This is a genomic window from Ectobacillus sp. JY-23, assembly GCF_023022965.1.
GTDB lineage: Bacteria > Bacillota > Bacilli > Bacillales > Bacillaceae_G > Ectobacillus.
The window spans coordinates 875,301-892,877 of sequence record NZ_CP095462.1 but is presented as its reverse complement, the minus strand read 5'-3'; the positions used below and the strand labels follow the sequence as shown (position 1 = coordinate 892,877).

The window sequence follows — 17,577 nt, the reverse complement described above, 5'->3', positions numbered from 1 at the left end:
TTAGCGTAGAGGGAGAAGGTCCATTGACCTCCTGCGGCAAACAGACCTCTATATTAAAAATCACCGGTTAATCCGGTGATTTTTGCTTTTGAAAACCATATGTTCCTAGGCGCCATATGTATTCCATAGGCCCTTGTGAAAAGCGGTTGAGCCAAAGCTTGCTCGCCCATGCCTGCAGCATATAAAACCCAATACAAAATGGGATGCCTGTGTAAAGTGGCAGGTTGTTGCTGTTCGTTAGGAATAAGCTAAACAGTGTAAGTGTTGTAATATTTTGTAACAAGTAGTTCGTTAGCGCCATTCGGCCCACATATTGAAGAGGTGTAAGCAGGTGTTGCCAAGTTTGATGTGAACGCAGAAGTGTTACTACATAAAAAATGAACAATGTTTTCCCGCTTGCTACTATATAAGGGAATACGGCACCCGAATTGTAAATTTCATTTACTGTAAAGTAAGAAATAATTTTATACCAACTTGGAATCGTCAATAAGAATGAAATAATTTGCAACTGTTTTAGTTTGCTATCAAGTTCTTGGGCGCGACCAAAAACATTCTTTTTACCTGCATATAATCCCAGTAGAAAGAGGCCTAATGTTTCTGGAATGTAAACAATGTTAACTACAATTTGTTCGCTCACAAAGGCAATAGAACGTTCATTTACTTGCTTAATCCACTCTGTTAATGGTGTAGCATAAGAAGATGTGCTCGCTAGGCTGCCATTATGCGGTGTTAAGCTATAAGCAAAAAATACAAACAGCATGAATAAAGAAAGTAAACTAACAGACCAGACTAAAATTGTGTTTGGTTTGCGATTGTAAAAGAATAAAAGAAAGCAACCTGCAATTGCGTAGGAATGGAGAATATCGCCGCTCCACAGAAAAATAAAGTGTAGTGTACCAATAACAAATAAGAAAAATAAGCGTCGTAAAAATAGTAGCTTTGGTTTATGTGTTTTTTCTTCAGCTCGTTTCATAAAAATATAAAAACCAAGACCGAACAAAAAAGAAAACATGGTGTAGAATTTCGTTTGAATTACTAAGTCGTACAAGCAGCGAACCCATGCGTCAATGCCCATATAAGCTCGCTCTTGACCAGGAACTTCTATTCCTACTAAAGACGGCCAATTGACAAAAAAGATACCGAAAACAGCAAATCCCCGTATAATGTCTATTGCCTGAATGCGCGTATGTAAAGTCATTCTATCTCTCCCTTCATCATTATTATAGGATATGAGAAAGTAATTTCCAGATTTTTTTACTTTTAACGTGCTTCTCCTGCGATATAATAAAAGGGCACAGCAATACTCTTCAAAACAGGCAATAAATCCCGAGAAAGCTCCCGATGCGGAGCTTTTATTTGTTTCGTGCATACTTTGCTTATAATAAGGTAAATTAAGGGAAATGGAGAGAATTGGAAGTGAAATAAATGCCTAAAATTGTATCTGTCGGTATCGCCCCGCCGCCGCATGTTGTTTCACAAGATACTGTCGTGCGATTTGCCAAAGAGTTGTTTGGTGACACCTTCAAGGATATCAACCGTCTGTTACGCGTGTTTGAGAATGGTCAGGTAGAAAAGCGACACTTTGTTAAAGATCTTTCTTGGTTTGAGCGCGATCATACATTTGAAGAACGCAACAATGCCTACATCGAAAATTCGGTATCATTAGGTGTAACTGCAATCCAGGAATGCTTACAAAATCAAACATTTTTAAAAACTGCTGGTGCGCCTGAGGAAATTGAAGCCATTTTTTTTATTTCTTCAACAGGTATAGCTACACCAACTATTGATGCTAAAATTATGAATGTGCTTCCCTTTCACCCGCATACCAAACGAATTCCAATTTGGGGGCTTGGCTGTGCAGGTGGTGCTGTGGGCCTTTCACGTGCATTTGAATATTGCAAAGCGTTCCCAAAAGCAAAAGTACTGGTATTGGCCATTGAACTTTGCAGCCTGACCTTTCAGCGCAACGATATATCTAAAAGCAACCTTATCGGCACATCTTTATTCGCAGATGGCGCGGCTTGTGTACTCATTACAGGAAACAATGCAGCATATGACTCTTCTTTACCAGTGCTCCCAGTTTATCGCGATTCACAATCGACACTTATGAAGGATGCTGAGGATGTTATGGGGTGGGATATACGAAATAATGGTTTATACGTTATCTTTTCAAAAGACATTCCAACTATTATCAAAAATTGGCTACGTCCAAATGTGGAAGGTTTTCTTGCGAGATATAATATGACTGTACAAGATATTGCACATTTTGTTGCCCATCCGGGTGGGAAAAAGGTATTGCAGGCATATGAGGAAGCACTTGATATGCATGAGGAAAAAACACAAATATCACTTGATATCCTGCGACAATATGGAAATATGTCTTCAGCCACGGTTTTATACGTTCTTTCTAAGTATATGCAAATGGTACAAACACCTGGTGAAACCGGGCTCATCGCAGCTCTTGGACCGGGCTTTAGCTCGGAACTTATTTTGGTGGAGTGGGAGGAAGTATGAGCTTTGTTGTCTTTTTCATATTTATTGTGTTACAGCGCGTAGGGGAACTTGTGATTGCAAAGAAGAATGAACGCCATATGAAAGAACGCGGTGCGCTTGAATTTGGACAAGCGCACTATACGTATATGGTGCTTATGCATGTATCATTTTTATTATGTACAGTGACAGAGGTAATATGGCTTCATAAATCCCCTTCTCGATTATGGCCTATGCTTTTATGTATATTCATCATCACACAAATCTTACGTATATGGGCCATCTCGTCTCTTGGGGTCTATTGGAATACGAAAATTATCGTGCTACCGGGAGCTACAGTAGTAAAGAAGGGTCCTTACCGCTTCATTCGGCATCCGAATTACTTAGTTGTCATCGTTGAAATTTTAGTTATCCCATTGTTGTTTCAAGCGTATATCACCACCTTTTTATTTACAGCTTTAAATATCGCGATGTTGCGAGTGCGTATTAAGGAAGAAGAAAAAGCTCTAGTAGAAAGTACAACGTATCAAAATGAATTTAACGAAATTTCGCGTTTTACGCCTTAATGCTGTTGATAATGATTCTCTATTATGATACAATTGGTTTAATATTGATAATCGTTATCAGAAGGGACGGCGAAAACTATGCTGACAGGCTTTATTGGAGGCACCATCGTTATCTATACCATTATTACCAAATACGTATTACAACATGTCGCCGGAGCGGCAAAATAAATTTTTATAAAACTCCCTTTTTCCAAGTGAAAGGGAGTTTTTTGTTTTGTTAATACAATGAAAATTTAGTAAAATGAACAAAGAACATCTTGAGATAAAGGGGACCATAGGGGATGGTTAAAATTATACAATCTAAAATGCAATCCTATCTGTATCTATACAGTATGTGGAAGCAAAAAGAAGATGCAGAGAGCAGTGAGCGACTAGCTGATGTAATCCGCAAATATGAAAAAGGAGAATTTATGATCGCATTTTGCGGACATTTTTCTGCTGGGAAATCAACCATGATGAACGCACTGTACGGGGAAGACTTATTACCGACAAGTCCTATTCCTACAAGTGCAAATGTAGTCAAGGTGCGCCGTGGTAAAAATCAAGTAGTCGCAACTTTATTGTCAGGAGAGCGCCATTCTTATGACGGCATTTATACAGACGAGCAGCTGAAGGCACTTTGCAAAAATGGAGATGAAGTTATTGGAATTGAAATTGTAAGAGAAGATGCGCCGCTTCCAGAAGGTGTAATGTTAGTTGATACACCTGGTATTGACTCTACAGATGATGCGCATAGATTAGCTACTGAGTCAACGCTTCATTTGGCGGACATTATTTTTTATATGATGGATTATAATCATGTACAATCGGAAGTTAACCTGCAATTTGTTAAAGAGCTAAAAGAGCGCAACAAATGTGTATATCTTGTTATAAATCAAATTGATAAGCATAAAGAGGATGAATTAAGCTTTTCATCGTACCAGGAAAGTGTGGCAGCGTCCTTCTCGAACTGGAATATTCATGTGGATGGTATATTCTATACATCACTTCGAAGTACCAATTATAAGTATAACGAATTTCAAGCGTTAAAGTCGTTAATTGCCAGTCTTATGGAACAACGAGCTACGTATATCGAAACGAGTACCGAGAGAGAAGTTGCATATCTGCTGGAGAAACATAGAGCCTTCTTGCTACACAAACATGAGGAAACATCTGTAGGTGCTGATAATGTGGATATACAAGAGGTTGAACAGATTTTAACGGACTTGTATCGTAAAGAAGAGCAATTATTGCTTCAAAAGCAAACGATAAAAAGTAATTTTTTAAAGGGTTTGGACCAATTGCTGGAAAATGCATACTTGTTGCCGTTTGAAGTGCGAAGTTTAGCCGAAAGCTATCTAGAGACCGAGCTTTCCAATTTTAAAGTAGGATGGTTTTTTTCTAAGACTAAAACACAAAAGGAAAAAGAAAAGCGTTTGCAGTTGTTTTATGAAAAATTTCGTGAGACAGCACAAACGCAGCTTGACTTTCATGTAAGGCAATATCTCTTGACTTTTTTACAAGAGCAAAAGATATACACAGAAGAGATCGGAAAGCAAATCTATGGCATTTCAGCAACATTCAGCACCTCACTTTTAATTGATAATGTAAAGCGTGGTGCGGGGTTAACAGGTGATTACGTATTAAATTACACAAATGATGTCGCAACAGCTGTGAAAAGACAGATTAAACAAATGGCTTTGCAACTAATGGAGGAACAGTTTCTTTTACTTGCTCAAAATATCGAGAAGAATCTGGCAGCAATCCAAAATGAAATTATTCAGACTGAAAATAAAAAAACTTCGGAAATGCTGATAAAAGAGCAAGAGCAAAGGGTGCATAAGCATATACGAGAGTTGTACGAAGTTTTTGCAGGAGAAAAGCAGCCGGAAATCACAGTAGAATCGCTACCAAGCGAATCTTATATTACATCCGAGCAAATGTTGATTAAGGTAAAGAATACAGAAGAGGTAGAAGTCATAGAAACAGTTTCGAATGCTCCTTCAGGCGATATCGCAACGGTTATTCAATATATTAAGCAAGCAGAAGAATGGATGAAGAGCATTCCTGCATTAAAACATTTATATGAGGAAGCTGTAGAAAAAAGACAGAGAGCAGAGACCAAGCAATTTACAGTTGCATTATTCGGCGCATTCAGTGCAGGTAAATCTTCCTTTGCTAATGCTTTGCTTGGAAATAAGGTGTTACCTGTATCACCCAACCCAACGACAGCGGCAATTAATAAAATTATGCCGGTTACACAGGAGCATCCACACGGCACTGTAGTCGTACAATTCAAGACGGCCGATGCACTTTTGGGGGATTTACAGCAGATTTATAAGTTATTTGAACAAAAAGTAACGACTTTAGAAGAAGCTATTGCCGGAATTCCGGCGTTATTGGCGCAATCGTCACCGAATCCAAGGCAAAAAACAACACTAAGCTTTCTTCGGGCGGTGCAATCTGGCTACATGGTATTTAAGCAGCAACTTGGCTGTAAATGTAAGAGTGAACTTTCACAATTCGCTTCCTATGTGGCTGAAGAGGAAAAATCCTGTTTTGTAGAATATATGGAGCTCTATTATGATTGTGCATTTACTCAAAACGGCATTACATTAGTTGATACACCAGGAGCAGATTCTGTCAATGCACGTCATACCGATGTAGCATTTCAATATATTAAAAATGCTGATGCGATTTTATTTGTAACTTACTACAATCATGTCTTTTCAAAAGCAGATCGAGAATTTTTAATTCAACTTGGTCGTGTGAAAGATTCATTTGCTATGGACAAAATGTTCTTTCTTATTAACGCTGCGGATCTTGCGGCGGATGAACAAGAGCTACAAACAGTCCAAAGCTATATTAAAGAACAGCTTCTTCAATATGGTATTCGCAATCCGCGCATGTTCCCAATTTCCAGTCTGTTTGCACTTGATGAAAAACTAGGTAAGAAAGGAAACTACGGTATTCTAATGAATTCCGGCATGAATGCTTTTGAAGAAGCTTTCCATACGTTTGTAACACGTGATTTGATGATGGTGTCTTTAACAGCTCTTACAGGCGTTGTACGATCTGCAGAAAACCTATTGCATACGATTGTGACAGATGCGAAGGAGAGCATGGATAAAAAAGAAGAAAAGCGTCGTCGTTATAAAAAAGAACAAGAGACCATTCAGCATGTTATTCATGCGTACAGTGTGTTAACTGAGGAGCAAGCCTTGGCACAAGAAATTCAAGATTTACTGTATTATGTGAAACAACGTGTTTTTTTCCGGTATAATGATGTCTTTTCTGAGATTTTTAACCCTGCTGTTTTACGGAATGATAGCGATTCGAAACAACGCTTACGCGAGTGCATTATCGAAATGCTAGACTTCTTAAGGCATGATTTTATGCAGGAAATTCGTGCAACTTCACTTCGTATTGAAAATTGGATGGATAAACGTTTAATGTTTTCCAAGCGAGCTATTGTGGAAGAGTGCTTAGCAATTCATCCAGGTATAGGATTTTCCGAGCACAGTCGATCATATAAACCTTCCGAGCAAGGCGAGCCTTTTCTAGAGATGGAACCAATACGTTTTAAGAAGGCCATGACATACTTTAAAAATGCAAAAAGCTTTTTTGAGAAAAATGAGAAAGCACTGTTCCAAGAAGAAATGAAGAATGTGTTAGAACCTGAGGCGTCCCGCTATATAGAAGAAGAAGCAGAGCAGCTAAGGCAGCATTATACGAAGGAATGGAAAAATGCTTGGCAGCAACTCAAGGAGGAGTTAGAAACGGATATAGCAGCCTACTTTGAGGGTTTGCTTCATGCGTTGTCAGACAATGTGGACGTAATTTCATACGAACATACAAAAGAGCAAATTGAAAAGATTCGAAAAGGGTTAGAGAAAGAGCTAAACATGATATAATAGCTCTGACCAAGGTCAGAGCTAGGAAAAAAATAAGCGTTCAATGCGTTTTTGCAATACCATATCCAGTGTTTTAACAAGTCCGGCGTATTCATCTGTGGATACCATATGCGAAAGCACAAGTCGCTTTCCTTCAGGGGTTTCGCCGGATAAGATAAAGGAAGTTAATTCATACGTTTTTCCTTCCATAATTAAAGTTGCATATTTTTCTGTATGCTTTTCTTTTCCTTTTCCACCGTCAATCGCGATAATATTGCATTTATTCTTGTTGTCATGTTCGGTCATTGCTTATCCCCCCTTTGTATTACATATTGGCTGATTGAAAAGTTTAGAACAGGAAAGGATGGGGAGATGAAAGAGATTATCATAAAAAAATCAGCACAAGTACCCATGGACTTGCTGTTGTTGGCTGATCCGAGCGAAGCACAAATTAGGACATATTTAGAACGCGGAACATTATTTATTGCTGTGTCAGTTGAGCAGGTGGTCGGTGCATATATACTCTTAGAAACACGTCCGCGTACCATGGAGATTATGAATATTGCAGTTGTCGATGAACACCAAGGACAAGGTATTGGCAAGCAACTACTAATGCATGCGATCCAAATGGCTCGTAGACAAGGTATGTACAAACTTGAAATTGGAACAGGAAATTCAAGCATCAGTCAATTGGCCTTGTATCAAAAAAGCGGTTTTCGTATGATAGGAATCGAGCATAATTATTTTACTAGGCACTATGATGAAGAAATTGTGGAAAATGGGATACATTGCCGCGATATGATTCGTCTTGCTATAGACTTATAAGAGGTGAAGGAAATGGAAGTACATAAGGCGATTACAGCACATTCAAAAAAACAGCAGGCAGCAGTTAGCGAGTTTCTGCAGCTCGAAGCGCGCCGAGAAGCAGCGATTGAAACAGCAGTGATGTTGTGTAGAAATAATCAACCATTTTCGGTAGATGCAATCAATGCTGTGACAAAAGAAATTAATATGTTTGCTAAAGATGGAGTAGTACCTGAGCGTAAATATGTAACGCTTGAAATGGTAAAGGAATATGTAGAACGTCTGAATCGTCAGGAGTGAATGGCATGCAGTATACAGTAGAAGCAACCTGGCTAAAGAAGCATCTGCAGGATGAATCTGTTCGCATTATAGATTGTCGTTTTAATCTTGCAAATGCTGGGGACGGGGAAGAGGCATATCAAGAAGAACACATTGTAAATGCTTTGTATATGCATCTAGAGCGCGATTTGTCGGGACCGGTTGGCACTTACGGTGGACGTCATCCCCTGCCGGACTTAGAATTGTTTATTGATAAGCTTTCTGATGCCGGTATCGATGAGGATACGACTGTTGTCGCATATGATAGTCAACATGGGACGATGGCTTCTAGGCTGTGGTGGTTGCTTACTTATCTGGGACATAAAAAGGTATATGTCCTAAACGGAGGATTTCTGCAATGGAAGCAATTAAATCTTCCTACAACACATCAAGTGCCCGTGTTTACAAGAAAGAACTTTATTGCTTATCCGCAGCATGATATGCTTGTACAGATGCAGGATATAAAAAACAGAATTGACGATGGAAGTGCGTTTGTATTAATTGACTCGCGCGAACCTAACCGATATAAAGGAATAGAAGAACCTATTGACAAAAAAGCCGGACATATTCCAATGGCTCGCAATTATTTCTGGAAAGAAGGAGTTACAGCTGAGGGAATGTTCCATGCTGTCTCTCAACAAGAGGCTCGGTTTGCCGATATTCATAAAGATGAGGAAGTGATTGTATACTGTGGCTCTGGTGTTACAGCTTGCCCTAATATCTTGGCTTTAAAAGAAGCGGGATTTCAAAATATAAAGCTGTATGCGGGCAGCTGGAGCGATTGGATTTCTTATGAAGATAATCCGATTGCGCAGAAGCAGTAAGTATTACATCTCAGCCTATTTTGTGGTAAAATGATAACTAAAACGTCCTGCTGTGTGCGTTGCTTGTTTATGTCTTAAACCAACATTGTTTAAATGGAATTCCAATATTTAAATGCCACCATCATGCCTTCTGCTTATGTAGGCCTGCGAGCTGCATGGTTTGAGGAAGATGAGAGCATTTGTGTGGATATCCACCTGCGAGAGCAGGTTTATGGACATCGGGAAGTGACGGCACAGTGGGCATAAAAACTTCACACCATCTGTGAGGTTTTTTTCATTTTTGGGGGGGGACAAGGTGACAAAAGTATTATTGATTGATGGTATGGCACTTTTGTTTCGTGCTTTTTATGCGACAAGTGTATACGGACAGTTTATGAAGATGAAAAATGGAATACCGACAAATGGTGTTCATGGCTATGTGAAGCATATTCTGGCTGCGATTCATACGGTACAGCCTACACACGTTATTGCCTGTTGGGATATGGGAAGTACAACATTTCGTACAGAATCATTTGAACAATACAAAGCAAATCGTGTTGCACCGCCTGATGAGCTAAAACCGCAGTTTGATCTTGTCAAAGAAGCCTCTGCACAACTTGGTATACCGAATATAGGTTTAACTAGATATGAAGCGGACGATTGTATTGGAACATTAGCCAAAGTATATGGAATGGAACATGAGGTATTTATTTTAACAGGGGATACAGATTTGCTTCAGCTGGCAGACCAACGGGTAACGATTATGCTTATGCGTAAAGGCATTGGCAATTATGATTTATATACACCGGATCGCATTTTAGAAGAAAAAGGTGTAATGCCAAAACAAATTGTTCACGTAAAAGCGTTTATGGGAGACACGAGCGATAATTACCCTGGTGTGAAAGGCATTGGAGAGAAGACCGCTTATAAATTGATTCAACAGTTCGGTAGTGTACATGGCGTATTAGATAACTTATCTCTCTTAACAAAGGCACAGCGAACAAAGATCGAAGAAAACTTAGAACAATTGCTACTTTCTTTAGAGCTTGCGAAGATTCATTGCGAAGTTCCAATTGCATGTGAATTGAGTGAAGCTGTTTTGTGTATAGAAGAATCACATATTCGTGAATTATGTTTATCACTAGAATGGAGTCGACCAGAGCCGCTTTTGAGTATGTTATAAAAACGAGAGTGGAGTAAAGCTTGCGTATGTAAACGCAAGCTTTTATTTTTAGTCTATTTTCAGAATAAATAACTATATACAATTCAGTTATCGGTGTGTAAAATTACACTATGAAGGTGCTTGCTTTAATACTTGCATAAATATATAAATACAAATGGTTTTCTAACATAATAGCAACAGAAGAACAAAAGCGGAAGAAGTCTTTCCTGCATGCTTATGATTTTACCAAACATCTCTAGGTACTAGCTATAGCGATGCATCGCTTGTTCTGCTAAAAAAGAGCAATTTTTTATTTGTATTTATATACTTGTTCTTTTGTATTCATAGACTGGTAATAATCGTTTGTTATGACTGTAGAAAAGGAGGAGAGGTTTTGTGAAACATAAAGAGTTATTATCGTGGCTCAATAAGTGGGAGGGTGATGGCATTATTTCTGCGGAGCAGAAGGAAAGGATGCTATCTACTTTTCAAACAGAAGATCGTGGGATGTTATTGCGATTGTTGCCGTTATTTGTATCTATACTGCTGGGACTTAGTTTATTGACCTTTTTAGCGTCAAACTGGGATGGCATGAGCAATGAAGTGAAATTAGTGATTATTTTTATATGTGTACCAACTTTTTATATAGCTGGAGCTTTGTTTTATCATAAAGGTAAGGACTCAATCGGTATAGGAGGCTTATTTCTTGGTGTTGTGAGCTTCGGTGTAGCAATGCTGCTTATTTCAGATATGTTTCAATATATGGCATATAGCGCTTCGTTATTTTTCTTTTGGTCGTTGTTTGCGTTTTTATTCGCTTGTTTATATAGGCATATGTTATTGATTGGAACGGCGGTTCTGTTAAGTGGCATAGGGCAAATTTACAGTATATCAGCATTTCAAACTGTGCATGTAGGAATACTACTAGCTTCTACTTTAGGGATTTTATATCTTATGTATAAAGAGAAGCAATGGGGATACGATTTAGTAGGCGCACTGCTTCTAATTTTGCAATGGTGTATTTTACTGCCAGTCAGTCTGCATGAAGAAACCAACATAGCTGGGCAGCTTGTGCAATGTACAATACCATTTTTTGTTTTAATACTGCTCATACTGTTTAGTTATGTTAGAAAGATAGATGTATGTGAAAAAATTGTTCTTATAAGTCTATATTTCTATCATGTGTTTAATGTGTTGTTGCCAGAAGTCGTGACGGTGGAAGTGAAGTCGTTTGTCATTATGACTCATATCATAGCAGTCGGTGCTTTACTTATATATGTACATCGTAAATGGCGTACGTTTAAGATATATGAATGGCTCTTGTTTTTACCTGTTTTATTTATAACCAATGAGACCGTGGCGGAGTGGATGATACTGCTAATTGTTGTTTTGTATCCAGTTAGTATGTTGCTTGATGGCTACGCACATGCACAGCAACACAAAGTAGCAGTCGGGTCGCGTTTATTTATCGTTAGCATGTTTGCAGCGTATTTTCAGTTCGGCTTCTCTTACATGTCCAAATCAGCCTTCTTTTTGATTGGTGCCATATTGCTGACAGGCTTGTATCTGTTTCTTTCACGGAAGGAAAAACAAATTCTTAAAGAGGAGAAGAAACGATGAAAAAGAGTGTTATTCTTATCGTCCTTGTTGCTATGCAACTCATGGTGCTACTTGTAATGGCAGGGCTACGTTATTATACAAAAGAAAATGGAACCAATCTTATTTTATTGACAGAGCCTGTAGATTTAAAGCAAATGGTATATGAAGATACCGTATATCTTACGTATGATGCTCAGCGTATCCCATGGAGTAAATGGGAAGGGAAAGCAAGGTTAAAAGATGGTGAAGCTATATATGTGTTGTTTGAAAAAAACGGCAACATCTATGAGCCTGCCCGTGTTTCACGCGAGAAAATGAAAGGCGTTGTATTGCGAGCGAAGTATCAATACGATGACACCGGATTTATGCATGTCACCTATGGTATGGAACGTTATCGTTTCTCTCCGAATACAAAAATTGAATCGGGAGAGCGAAAATGGCACGTTTATATTAAAACCTCTCCCTATCATCAATTTGTAACACAAATTTTGCCGTAAGAGCGCATTCGCGCTCTTTTTATTATGTTAGTGAAGAAATCTTTTTCCAGCGAGCGTAAGTTAACATTCGGAAATCTCCTATTTCACCATCTGGCGTCTGTACTTTTTTATGTTCACCTTTCATAAAAAACGGTATGATATATGTGAGAGAACGTAAGGGTGGGGAGACAGTGACAACACAAGAATATATTGCTTTTTTACAAACAAAGGGTTTTAAACTCCCAAAAGAAGCACTAGGGTTTATCGCGTTTGGACAGGGGTATACAGCAGCATCAGATGAGCTGGTTAATATTGCAATTGAAACAACGCTTAAACAGCAGTTTTGTTTTGATGGCAGTTATTTTATAGAAGTATTAGAGAGACTACAAAAAGAACAGCTTATAAATAAAAAAAGCGCACGCAACTATGTACGTGCTTTTGCAACCTTTTATTAAGCCGCTTTGGCTTTTTTTTGTGGTTTGCTTGGTAATTCGGCAAAAACCATACCGAGCAAGATGAGTGCACAACCTGCAATGGCAGCTGTGGTTAACGTTTCTCCCGCAATAAATACACCGGTCAGAGCGGCAAACACAGGCTCCATTGCCAAGATAATGGCTACTCTAGTAGGAGAAACATAAGTTTGAGCAGCCGTCTGAATGAAGAAGGCAAGCGCAGTTGCAAAAAGAGCCGTTAATAATAGAGCGAATAAAAACGACATATTAAGCCATAAATCTATCGATAGTATTCGTTGCCAGTCTTCAAACAAAAAAGCGCATATGCCGGAGAATATACCTACAGACAAAATTTGCACTGTACTTAGGAAAAGTGGTGTATACCGTTTAGAATAGTAGCCGTTTAGCAAAATATGTACTGCAAAGGAAATCGCACAACAAAGCACAAGTACATCGCCTTGATTTAAAGTAAATGCTTGATCAGCCGTGAGTAAAAATAAACCAACGGTAGCTATCATAACACCAATTACGGCAAGCAATCCTGTTTTTTGCCGTAAAAATACAAAGGAGATTACAGGAATCATTACAATGCTAAGACCGGTTAAAAAGCCGGCTTTCGAGGAGGTGGTATATAGTAAACCGAATGTTTGAAACAGATAGCCAGCAAATAAAAAAAGACCTACTACTATTCCACCACCAACTGGTTGCTGTCGTTCTTGTTGTTGTCTACAGAAAAGAACAACTACAAGAATTGTACCGGCCAGTAAAAAACGAATGCTATTGAAAGTAAACGGTTCAACTATTGAAATTGCGTTTTGTACGATAATGAAGGTGGTTCCCCAAATAAGAGCAACAAATAATAATCCAACATGTGCTATTACTGATCTATTCATTTTTCTTCTCCTTGAAGCGCTTTTCGAGCTAGTTCATCAGCAACTTTATTTTGTGAGCTTGGAATCCACTTCATAAAAAACAAATCAAATTGTGCAATTAACTGCAATGCTTCATCAAGCAAAGGGGCATACGCTTTGTTTTTAGCAAACTGCTTTTCAATAGCGCGATCAACAAGCTGCGAATCCGTACGAAAAGATACCACTTTATAGTTATGAGACAGACAATACTTTAATGCAGCTAGTAAAGCTTGATATTCCGCTTCATGATTGCTCATGACACCAAGTGGAATAGAAAGCAAAACCGGATTTGCAATGCCTTTTATAAAAATACCTGCACCGGAGGGACCCGGATTTCCTTTTGTAGCACCGTCAATATATACTTCAATCAATGGTTGATTCCTCATTTCTATAATGTATAAGTACAAACAATTTTCCTAACATGCTAGTATAACGAAAGCGCAAGGATACACGCTTACGTTCTGACTAACACGGCTCCTTTTAGGCACTAAACGTAGCAGAAAATCGCTTAACTTCTGTTTAAAAAAGAGTGTCGTTTTTAAATTATGCTTATAATATATAATTGTATAACTGCGTTTTGTATGGAATAGTCTCATTATAGCAATTCTATAAATAAATACATATAGGAAAGTTCAGATGATGTAAACTATGAAGAGCAAGCAGTTTTATTATATAGGCTCTGTTAAAGTTCGTTGTTGATTTCTGTTACGAGGGTTCGCTTTCCAGGGTGTCTCCCTTTGACTCGCCTTTCTAGCAGGAGTCCGCCCCCCTTGGCTCCAATCAACAAGTGCTAGTTAGAAACATCAGGCTTTAACACAGTCATTATGTAAGAAAGGCAAGTTTCCTGTATATAAGATACTTGTAGAGATAAGGAGTGACTCATATGAAGTTTCGTTTAGAATGGATCTATAAAACCAAAAGCGGTTCACAACTTGTGCTGCAGAGTGATTATATGCGTTTAGAAGAAGCACTTCGTTTTGCCGATGATTTTGAAAAAACGGGTCGAACAAAAGAGATTATATTTTATGATGAAATGGGAACATATTGGAATAAAAAAGAGGCGGCAAAATTGACGAAAAAAGTACAAGAAGAGCCACATGATATTATTTTATATTTTGATGGCGGTTACGAACCCCATACACAGCGAGCGGGATTAGGGGTTAGTTTGTACTATACGCAAAATGGTCAAAGTTATCGAATGAGACGTAATAAAGAAATTACAGAAATTGAAAATAATAATGAAGCAGAGTACGCAGCTTTGCAATTTGGCATATACATACTAGAGGAGCTGGGCGTGAAATATCAAACGGTTACACTTCGGGGTGACTCACAAGTTGTATTAAATCAGTTAGCAGGTGAGTGGCCGTGTTACGAAAAAGAACTGAGTAAGTATTTGGATAGAATTGAAAACGTAGCGAAATCCTTAAAGTTAAAGTATACATGTGAGCCATTGTCACGAAAAAATAATAAAGAAGCACATCAATTGGCAAAGCAAGCGCTCGAAGGAACAGCAATTGACAGTCATTCTATTGTAAGCGAGGAGTGAAAAAAGCTGGGTAAGAAAGTCTTAATTTCACAAGTGCATAATCTTATTGAAACATATTGTACTGGTTGTTTTATAAATCGCCATTTTCGCAAAGAGTATGGAAAATTGTATGCGCATTCTTATTGTATCCAGCAGTGTACAGTAGGAGAACAGTTGAAAGAATTAGGAAAACAGCTGTCATAATACCATTAAAAGCATCCCAGGGGATGCTTTTAATGGTTGGCCTCGCGCAGTTGATGTTCCACACTGGCCAATTTTGTTTCTTGTTCTTGTAAGAAAGATGTGTCAAGCTCTGTAGCCTGTTGTTTCATACTTTCGAGCTGTGCACGAGCTTCAGATACAGCAGTAGCTGCATGCTCTAAAAACTCAGGGTCCAAGGAAACTGTAGCGGATCCTACCATTTGCTGCGCAGCTTCTACTTTCATTGAAACTTGTTCGAATCCGTTAAATGGTCTGCTCATGTAAAAGCCCTCCTTTTTATATCAGTTGTAGTGTTTGTTACTATCTATACAAATATACAAAATGGTTATAAGGTCTCCTCTTTATCAATATGCTTAAATTGTACCCATACATAAGGAGGAAGATGATGCAACCTACATCTTATTTGCTTGACAATAACAGTATTATGAAAGGGCAGAATCTGCCTTCCTGGCTGAGTGATGAATTCATGACGTTTGTGAACGTAGTTTCGGATCCGACTTTCCCTTGTTACTTTGGTATGACTGGATTAAAAAAGAATGAATTGCGTTATTCTTTTATCACACATGATGATTGGAGTACATTGCCGGTGACCATGCTTGCTTTTTTGGAATTGATGAAGGAAAGACCTCTTGTACGGAGAGGATTATTCGTATTTGTAGAGCCAGAAAAAGAGGAAAAGACGCTAGAGTATTATCGGAATTACTTTTGGAACATTCTTCAATATCTTCATGAAGCTGATGAACATCCGTGGCCTGCTCATATTCCTAAAAATCCAGAACACTATTTATGGGAGTTTTCGTTTGGCGGGGAACCTATTTTTGCGTTTGGCAATACATCTGCTTATAAGCAAAGGAAAACGAGAGATTTGGGAAATTGTCTTGTAATTGGCTTTCAACCGCGCATGATTTTTGAGGGATTAGAAGGAAATATGCCCAAAGGCGCCTATTCTAGACAAATGGTAAGAGAGCGCGTAGAGAAGTGGGATGGTCTGCCTAAGCACCCAAATATTAGCCATTATGGTGATCCCGAACATCGGGAATGGAAACAATATTTTATAGGTGATGATATAAAACCTATTATGGGGCAATGTCCATTTCATCATAAAAAGTGATCCTGCAGCGCAGGGTCACTTTTTATGTATATGGATACTGCCTCTTTAAAGGATATCCAGGGTGTGTTCCATAATGAGATAAGGTGCAATGGAAATTGTATATGAATACTTACATAAATTTCTTTGAATAGGACAAGGTATAAGTGGAGAGAGCGTTGTTGCTATGCGCAGAGAGGGCATATATCAACGTTCTAAAAGTAGGACAACTTTCATTTATTATAGTAAAACGAAGAAGAAAGGAAGACATATGTTTTTGGTAATTGTGCAGCAAATCGTTTTGGGGGTTTCTTTGGCAGCACCTGTTGGCCCAATTAATATTGAAATGTTGAAAAGGGGCATCGAGAAAGGCTTTTGGCATGCTTGGGCTGTTGGTCTTGGGGGCATGACGGCAGATCTTCTATTTATGATTTTAATTTATTGCGGTCTATCATCTTTCTTTACATATACACCAGTACAATTATTCATGTATGGTGTAGGATTTTTTTTGTTGTTTCATCTCGGTTTTATGAGCATCAAACAAGGAATTTCAAAGGGAGAGATGGAATATGTAAAAGAAGAGATTGGAGGAGTTAAGGAGTCCTATTTGACAGGGTTCTTTATCGCCCTTTCCAATCCCATTAACTTAATTTTTTGGTTTGGTGTTTATGGTAGCACGCTTAGTTCTCTACTAACAAGAGTCAGCCAACAGGAGGCGATATTGTACAGTTTTTGTATTATTTTAGGGATCGTTTTGTGGAACTTAAATATAGCATTTTCCATTCATTTTGGTCGTATGTTACTAAAGCCGCGCATGCTGGGATGGGTTACGGCTGCGGCTGGGGTTGTACTAGTAGGCTATTCTATCCATTTTGCTTATAAAGCTATCGAACTTATGATTTAAGGGGAGAGATACATGTATCGTACATACGTAAACGAACAAGAAATTATCATTAAGCTATCAACCAAATTGCAACGTGACGTACATGATCGTGTACCGGTGTATGAAGCTGTGAAATCTGTGGCTCCGCGTGTACTGATTCACCCTCAGCAAATCAGCTTTGCGGTAAATGATGCAAATTTAGGTCTAATTATCGGGGAAGTGCAACGAGGTGCTATTACAGTATTTGCAGTGGAGCACATTATTGAAAAAAGCCATATTTTTGGAGAAAAACACGTAACAGAAGAAATAGAACGCGAAGCAAATTCATAAAACGACAGCCATATGTAGCTGTTGTTTTTTTATGAGTACGCTAAAGTGTTAGCGGTAAGAATAGGTTGCTCATTTTT

General features: G+C 38.5%; 19 protein-coding genes, 1 other RNA gene and 1 pseudogene. 16 read left to right on the top strand and 5 right to left on the bottom strand.

The window, feature by feature from the left end:
* Positions 1-67: 67 nt before the first annotated feature.
* Positions 68-1,198 carry a DUF418 domain-containing protein gene (locus MUG87_RS04660; protein ID WP_247086003.1) on the bottom strand — a complete coding sequence of 377 codons (1,131 nt, stop codon included), beginning with the start codon at positions 1,196-1,198 and terminating at the stop codon, positions 68-70.
* 227 nt (positions 1,199-1,425) lie between these two features.
* Here MUG87_RS04660 and MUG87_RS04655 point away from each other — a divergent pair, with 227 nt between their 5' ends.
* The 3 genes from MUG87_RS04655 to MUG87_RS04645 all read left to right on the top strand — a co-directional run bounded on the left by MUG87_RS04655 (position 1,426) and on the right by MUG87_RS04645 (position 6,949).
* The gene (locus tag MUG87_RS04655; protein ID WP_247086001.1) at positions 1,426-2,514 is read left to right on the top strand and encodes a type III polyketide synthase; all 1,089 of its coding nucleotides are present in this window, start codon (positions 1,426-1,428) and stop codon (positions 2,512-2,514) included.
* Entirely contained in the window at positions 2,511-3,056 is a 546-nt protein-coding gene (locus MUG87_RS04650; RefSeq protein WP_247085999.1) for an isoprenylcysteine carboxyl methyltransferase family protein, read from the top strand. Before MUG87_RS04655 ends, MUG87_RS04650 begins: the two co-directional genes overlap by 4 nt.
* 281 nt (positions 3,057-3,337) lie before the next feature.
* Positions 3,338-6,949 carry a dynamin family protein gene (locus tag MUG87_RS04645; RefSeq protein ID WP_247085997.1) on the top strand — a complete coding sequence of 1,204 codons (3,612 nt, stop codon included), beginning with the start codon at positions 3,338-3,340 and terminating at the stop codon, positions 6,947-6,949.
* Positions 6,950-6,970: 21 nt separating this feature from the next.
* Here MUG87_RS04645 and MUG87_RS04640 read toward each other — a convergent pair whose 3' ends face one another.
* Positions 6,971-7,234, bottom strand: coding sequence for a DUF3931 domain-containing protein (locus MUG87_RS04640; protein WP_124563936.1), 264 nt, complete (start codon positions 7,232-7,234; stop codon positions 6,971-6,973).
* A gap of 66 nt (positions 7,235-7,300) precedes the next feature.
* Between MUG87_RS04640 and MUG87_RS04635 the strand changes: the two genes are divergently transcribed.
* The 8 genes from MUG87_RS04635 (at position 7,301) to MUG87_RS04600 (ending at position 12,545) form a co-directional block, all read left to right on the top strand.
* On the top strand, positions 7,301-7,753 hold the full coding sequence (locus MUG87_RS04635) for a GNAT family N-acetyltransferase (RefSeq protein WP_247085995.1): 453 nt from the start codon (positions 7,301-7,303) through the stop codon (positions 7,751-7,753).
* A 12-nt stretch (positions 7,754-7,765) separates the two neighbouring features.
* Positions 7,766-8,032, top strand: a complete 267-nt coding sequence (locus MUG87_RS04630) for a YpbS family protein (RefSeq protein ID WP_247085993.1) — start codon at positions 7,766-7,768, stop codon at positions 8,030-8,032.
* Positions 8,033-8,037: 5 nt separating this feature from the next.
* The gene (locus MUG87_RS04625) at positions 8,038-8,874 is read left to right on the top strand and encodes a sulfurtransferase (protein ID WP_247085991.1); all 837 of its coding nucleotides are present in this window, start codon (positions 8,038-8,040) and stop codon (positions 8,872-8,874) included.
* Positions 8,875-8,915: 41 nt separating this feature from the next.
* A non-coding RNA gene (ssrS, locus tag MUG87_RS04620) (6S RNA) lies at positions 8,916-9,120 on the top strand.
* 49 nt (positions 9,121-9,169) lie between these two features.
* On the top strand, positions 9,170-10,036 hold the full coding sequence (locus MUG87_RS04615; RefSeq protein ID WP_247085989.1) for a 5'-3' exonuclease: 867 nt from the start codon (positions 9,170-9,172) through the stop codon (positions 10,034-10,036).
* Positions 10,037-10,411: 375 nt separating this feature from the next.
* Positions 10,412-11,635 carry a DUF2157 domain-containing protein gene (locus tag MUG87_RS04610; RefSeq protein ID WP_247085986.1) on the top strand — a complete coding sequence of 408 codons (1,224 nt, stop codon included), beginning with the start codon at positions 10,412-10,414 and terminating at the stop codon, positions 11,633-11,635.
* Positions 11,632-12,111, top strand: a complete 480-nt coding sequence (locus MUG87_RS04605; protein ID WP_247085984.1) for a GDYXXLXY domain-containing protein — start codon at positions 11,632-11,634, stop codon at positions 12,109-12,111. Before MUG87_RS04610 ends, MUG87_RS04605 begins: the two co-directional genes overlap by 4 nt.
* A 134-nt stretch (positions 12,112-12,245) precedes the next feature.
* A complete protein-coding gene (locus MUG87_RS04600) occupies positions 12,246-12,545 on the top strand; it encodes a DUF6123 family protein (RefSeq protein ID WP_247085982.1) in 300 nt (99 codons plus the stop codon).
* Here the strand turns inward: MUG87_RS04600 and MUG87_RS04595 are convergent.
* Positions 12,542-13,435, bottom strand: a complete 894-nt coding sequence (locus tag MUG87_RS04595; RefSeq protein ID WP_247085980.1) for a DMT family transporter — start codon at positions 13,433-13,435, stop codon at positions 12,542-12,544. The genes MUG87_RS04600 and MUG87_RS04595 overlap by 4 nt on opposite strands.
* Positions 13,432-13,824 (bottom strand): reverse transcriptase-like protein, encoded by a 393-nt coding sequence (locus tag MUG87_RS04590; protein WP_247085978.1) that lies wholly within the window; start codon positions 13,822-13,824, stop codon positions 13,432-13,434. Before MUG87_RS04590 ends, MUG87_RS04595 begins: the two co-directional genes overlap by 4 nt.
* Before the next feature lie 512 nt (positions 13,825-14,336).
* On the opposite strand from MUG87_RS04590, the gene MUG87_RS04585 reads away from it, so the two are divergent.
* Complete coding sequence (locus MUG87_RS04585; protein WP_247085976.1) at positions 14,337-14,999, top strand: ribonuclease H family protein; 663 nt, start codon at positions 14,337-14,339, stop codon at positions 14,997-14,999.
* Positions 15,000-15,005: 6 nt separating this feature from the next.
* The gene (locus MUG87_RS04580) at positions 15,006-15,182 is read left to right on the top strand and encodes a zinc-finger domain-containing protein (RefSeq protein ID WP_247087505.1); all 177 of its coding nucleotides are present in this window, start codon (positions 15,006-15,008) and stop codon (positions 15,180-15,182) included.
* Between the two features lie 29 nt (positions 15,183-15,211).
* Here the strand turns inward: MUG87_RS04580 and MUG87_RS04575 are convergent, their stop codons facing one another.
* Complete coding sequence (locus MUG87_RS04575; RefSeq protein ID WP_247085974.1) at positions 15,212-15,460, bottom strand: DUF2564 family protein; 249 nt, start codon at positions 15,458-15,460, stop codon at positions 15,212-15,214.
* A 125-nt stretch (positions 15,461-15,585) separates the two neighbouring features.
* Between MUG87_RS04575 and MUG87_RS04570 the strand changes: the two genes are divergently transcribed.
* From MUG87_RS04570 to MUG87_RS04560, 3 genes and pseudogenes are all read left to right on the top strand, one after another.
* Positions 15,586-16,311 carry a YqcI/YcgG family protein gene (locus MUG87_RS04570; RefSeq protein WP_247087503.1) on the top strand — a complete coding sequence of 242 codons (726 nt, stop codon included), beginning with the start codon at positions 15,586-15,588 and terminating at the stop codon, positions 16,309-16,311.
* Positions 16,312-16,570: 259 nt separating this feature from the next.
* Positions 16,571-17,191: pseudogene (locus MUG87_RS04565) on the top strand (LysE family transporter); the annotation flags it as partial.
* 12 nt (positions 17,192-17,203) lie between these two features.
* Entirely contained in the window at positions 17,204-17,500 is a 297-nt protein-coding gene (locus tag MUG87_RS04560; protein ID WP_247085969.1) for a cytoplasmic protein, read from the top strand.
* Positions 17,501-17,577 lie beyond the last annotated feature (77 nt).

Excerpts from the sequence above, each read along its gene's own strand:
- MUG87_RS04625 (WP_247085991.1), top strand. The coding sequence starts at position 8,038 with ATGCAGTATACAGTAGAAGCAACCTGGCTAAAGAAGCATCTGCAGGAT.
- MUG87_RS04630 (WP_247085993.1), top strand. The coding sequence starts at position 7,766 with ATGGAAGTACATAAGGCGATTACAGCACATTCAAAAAAACAGCAGGCA.
- MUG87_RS04650 (WP_247085999.1), top strand. The coding sequence starts at position 2,511 with ATGAGCTTTGTTGTCTTTTTCATATTTATTGTGTTACAGCGCGTAGGG.
- MUG87_RS04605 (WP_247085984.1), top strand. The coding sequence starts at position 11,632 with ATGAAAAAGAGTGTTATTCTTATCGTCCTTGTTGCTATGCAACTCATG.
- MUG87_RS04660 (WP_247086003.1), bottom strand. The coding sequence starts at position 1,198 with ATGACTTTACATACGCGCATTCAGGCAATAGACATTATACGGGGATTT.
- MUG87_RS04560 (WP_247085969.1), top strand. The coding sequence starts at position 17,204 with ATGTATCGTACATACGTAAACGAACAAGAAATTATCATTAAGCTATCA.
- MUG87_RS04595 (WP_247085980.1), bottom strand. The coding sequence starts at position 13,435 with ATGAATAGATCAGTAATAGCACATGTTGGATTATTATTTGTTGCTCTT.
- MUG87_RS04645 (WP_247085997.1), top strand. The coding sequence starts at position 3,338 with ATGGTTAAAATTATACAATCTAAAATGCAATCCTATCTGTATCTATAC.
- MUG87_RS04585 (WP_247085976.1), top strand. The coding sequence starts at position 14,337 with ATGAAGTTTCGTTTAGAATGGATCTATAAAACCAAAAGCGGTTCACAA.
- MUG87_RS04640 (WP_124563936.1), bottom strand. The coding sequence starts at position 7,234 with ATGACCGAACATGACAACAAGAATAAATGCAATATTATCGCGATTGAC.
- MUG87_RS04570 (WP_247087503.1), top strand. The coding sequence starts at position 15,586 with ATGCAACCTACATCTTATTTGCTTGACAATAACAGTATTATGAAAGGG.
- MUG87_RS04575 (WP_247085974.1), bottom strand. The coding sequence starts at position 15,460 with ATGAGCAGACCATTTAACGGATTCGAACAAGTTTCAATGAAAGTAGAA.
- MUG87_RS04635 (WP_247085995.1), top strand. The coding sequence starts at position 7,301 with ATGAAAGAGATTATCATAAAAAAATCAGCACAAGTACCCATGGACTTG.
- MUG87_RS04655 (WP_247086001.1), top strand. The coding sequence starts at position 1,426 with ATGCCTAAAATTGTATCTGTCGGTATCGCCCCGCCGCCGCATGTTGTT.
- MUG87_RS04600 (WP_247085982.1), top strand. The coding sequence starts at position 12,246 with ATGATATATGTGAGAGAACGTAAGGGTGGGGAGACAGTGACAACACAA.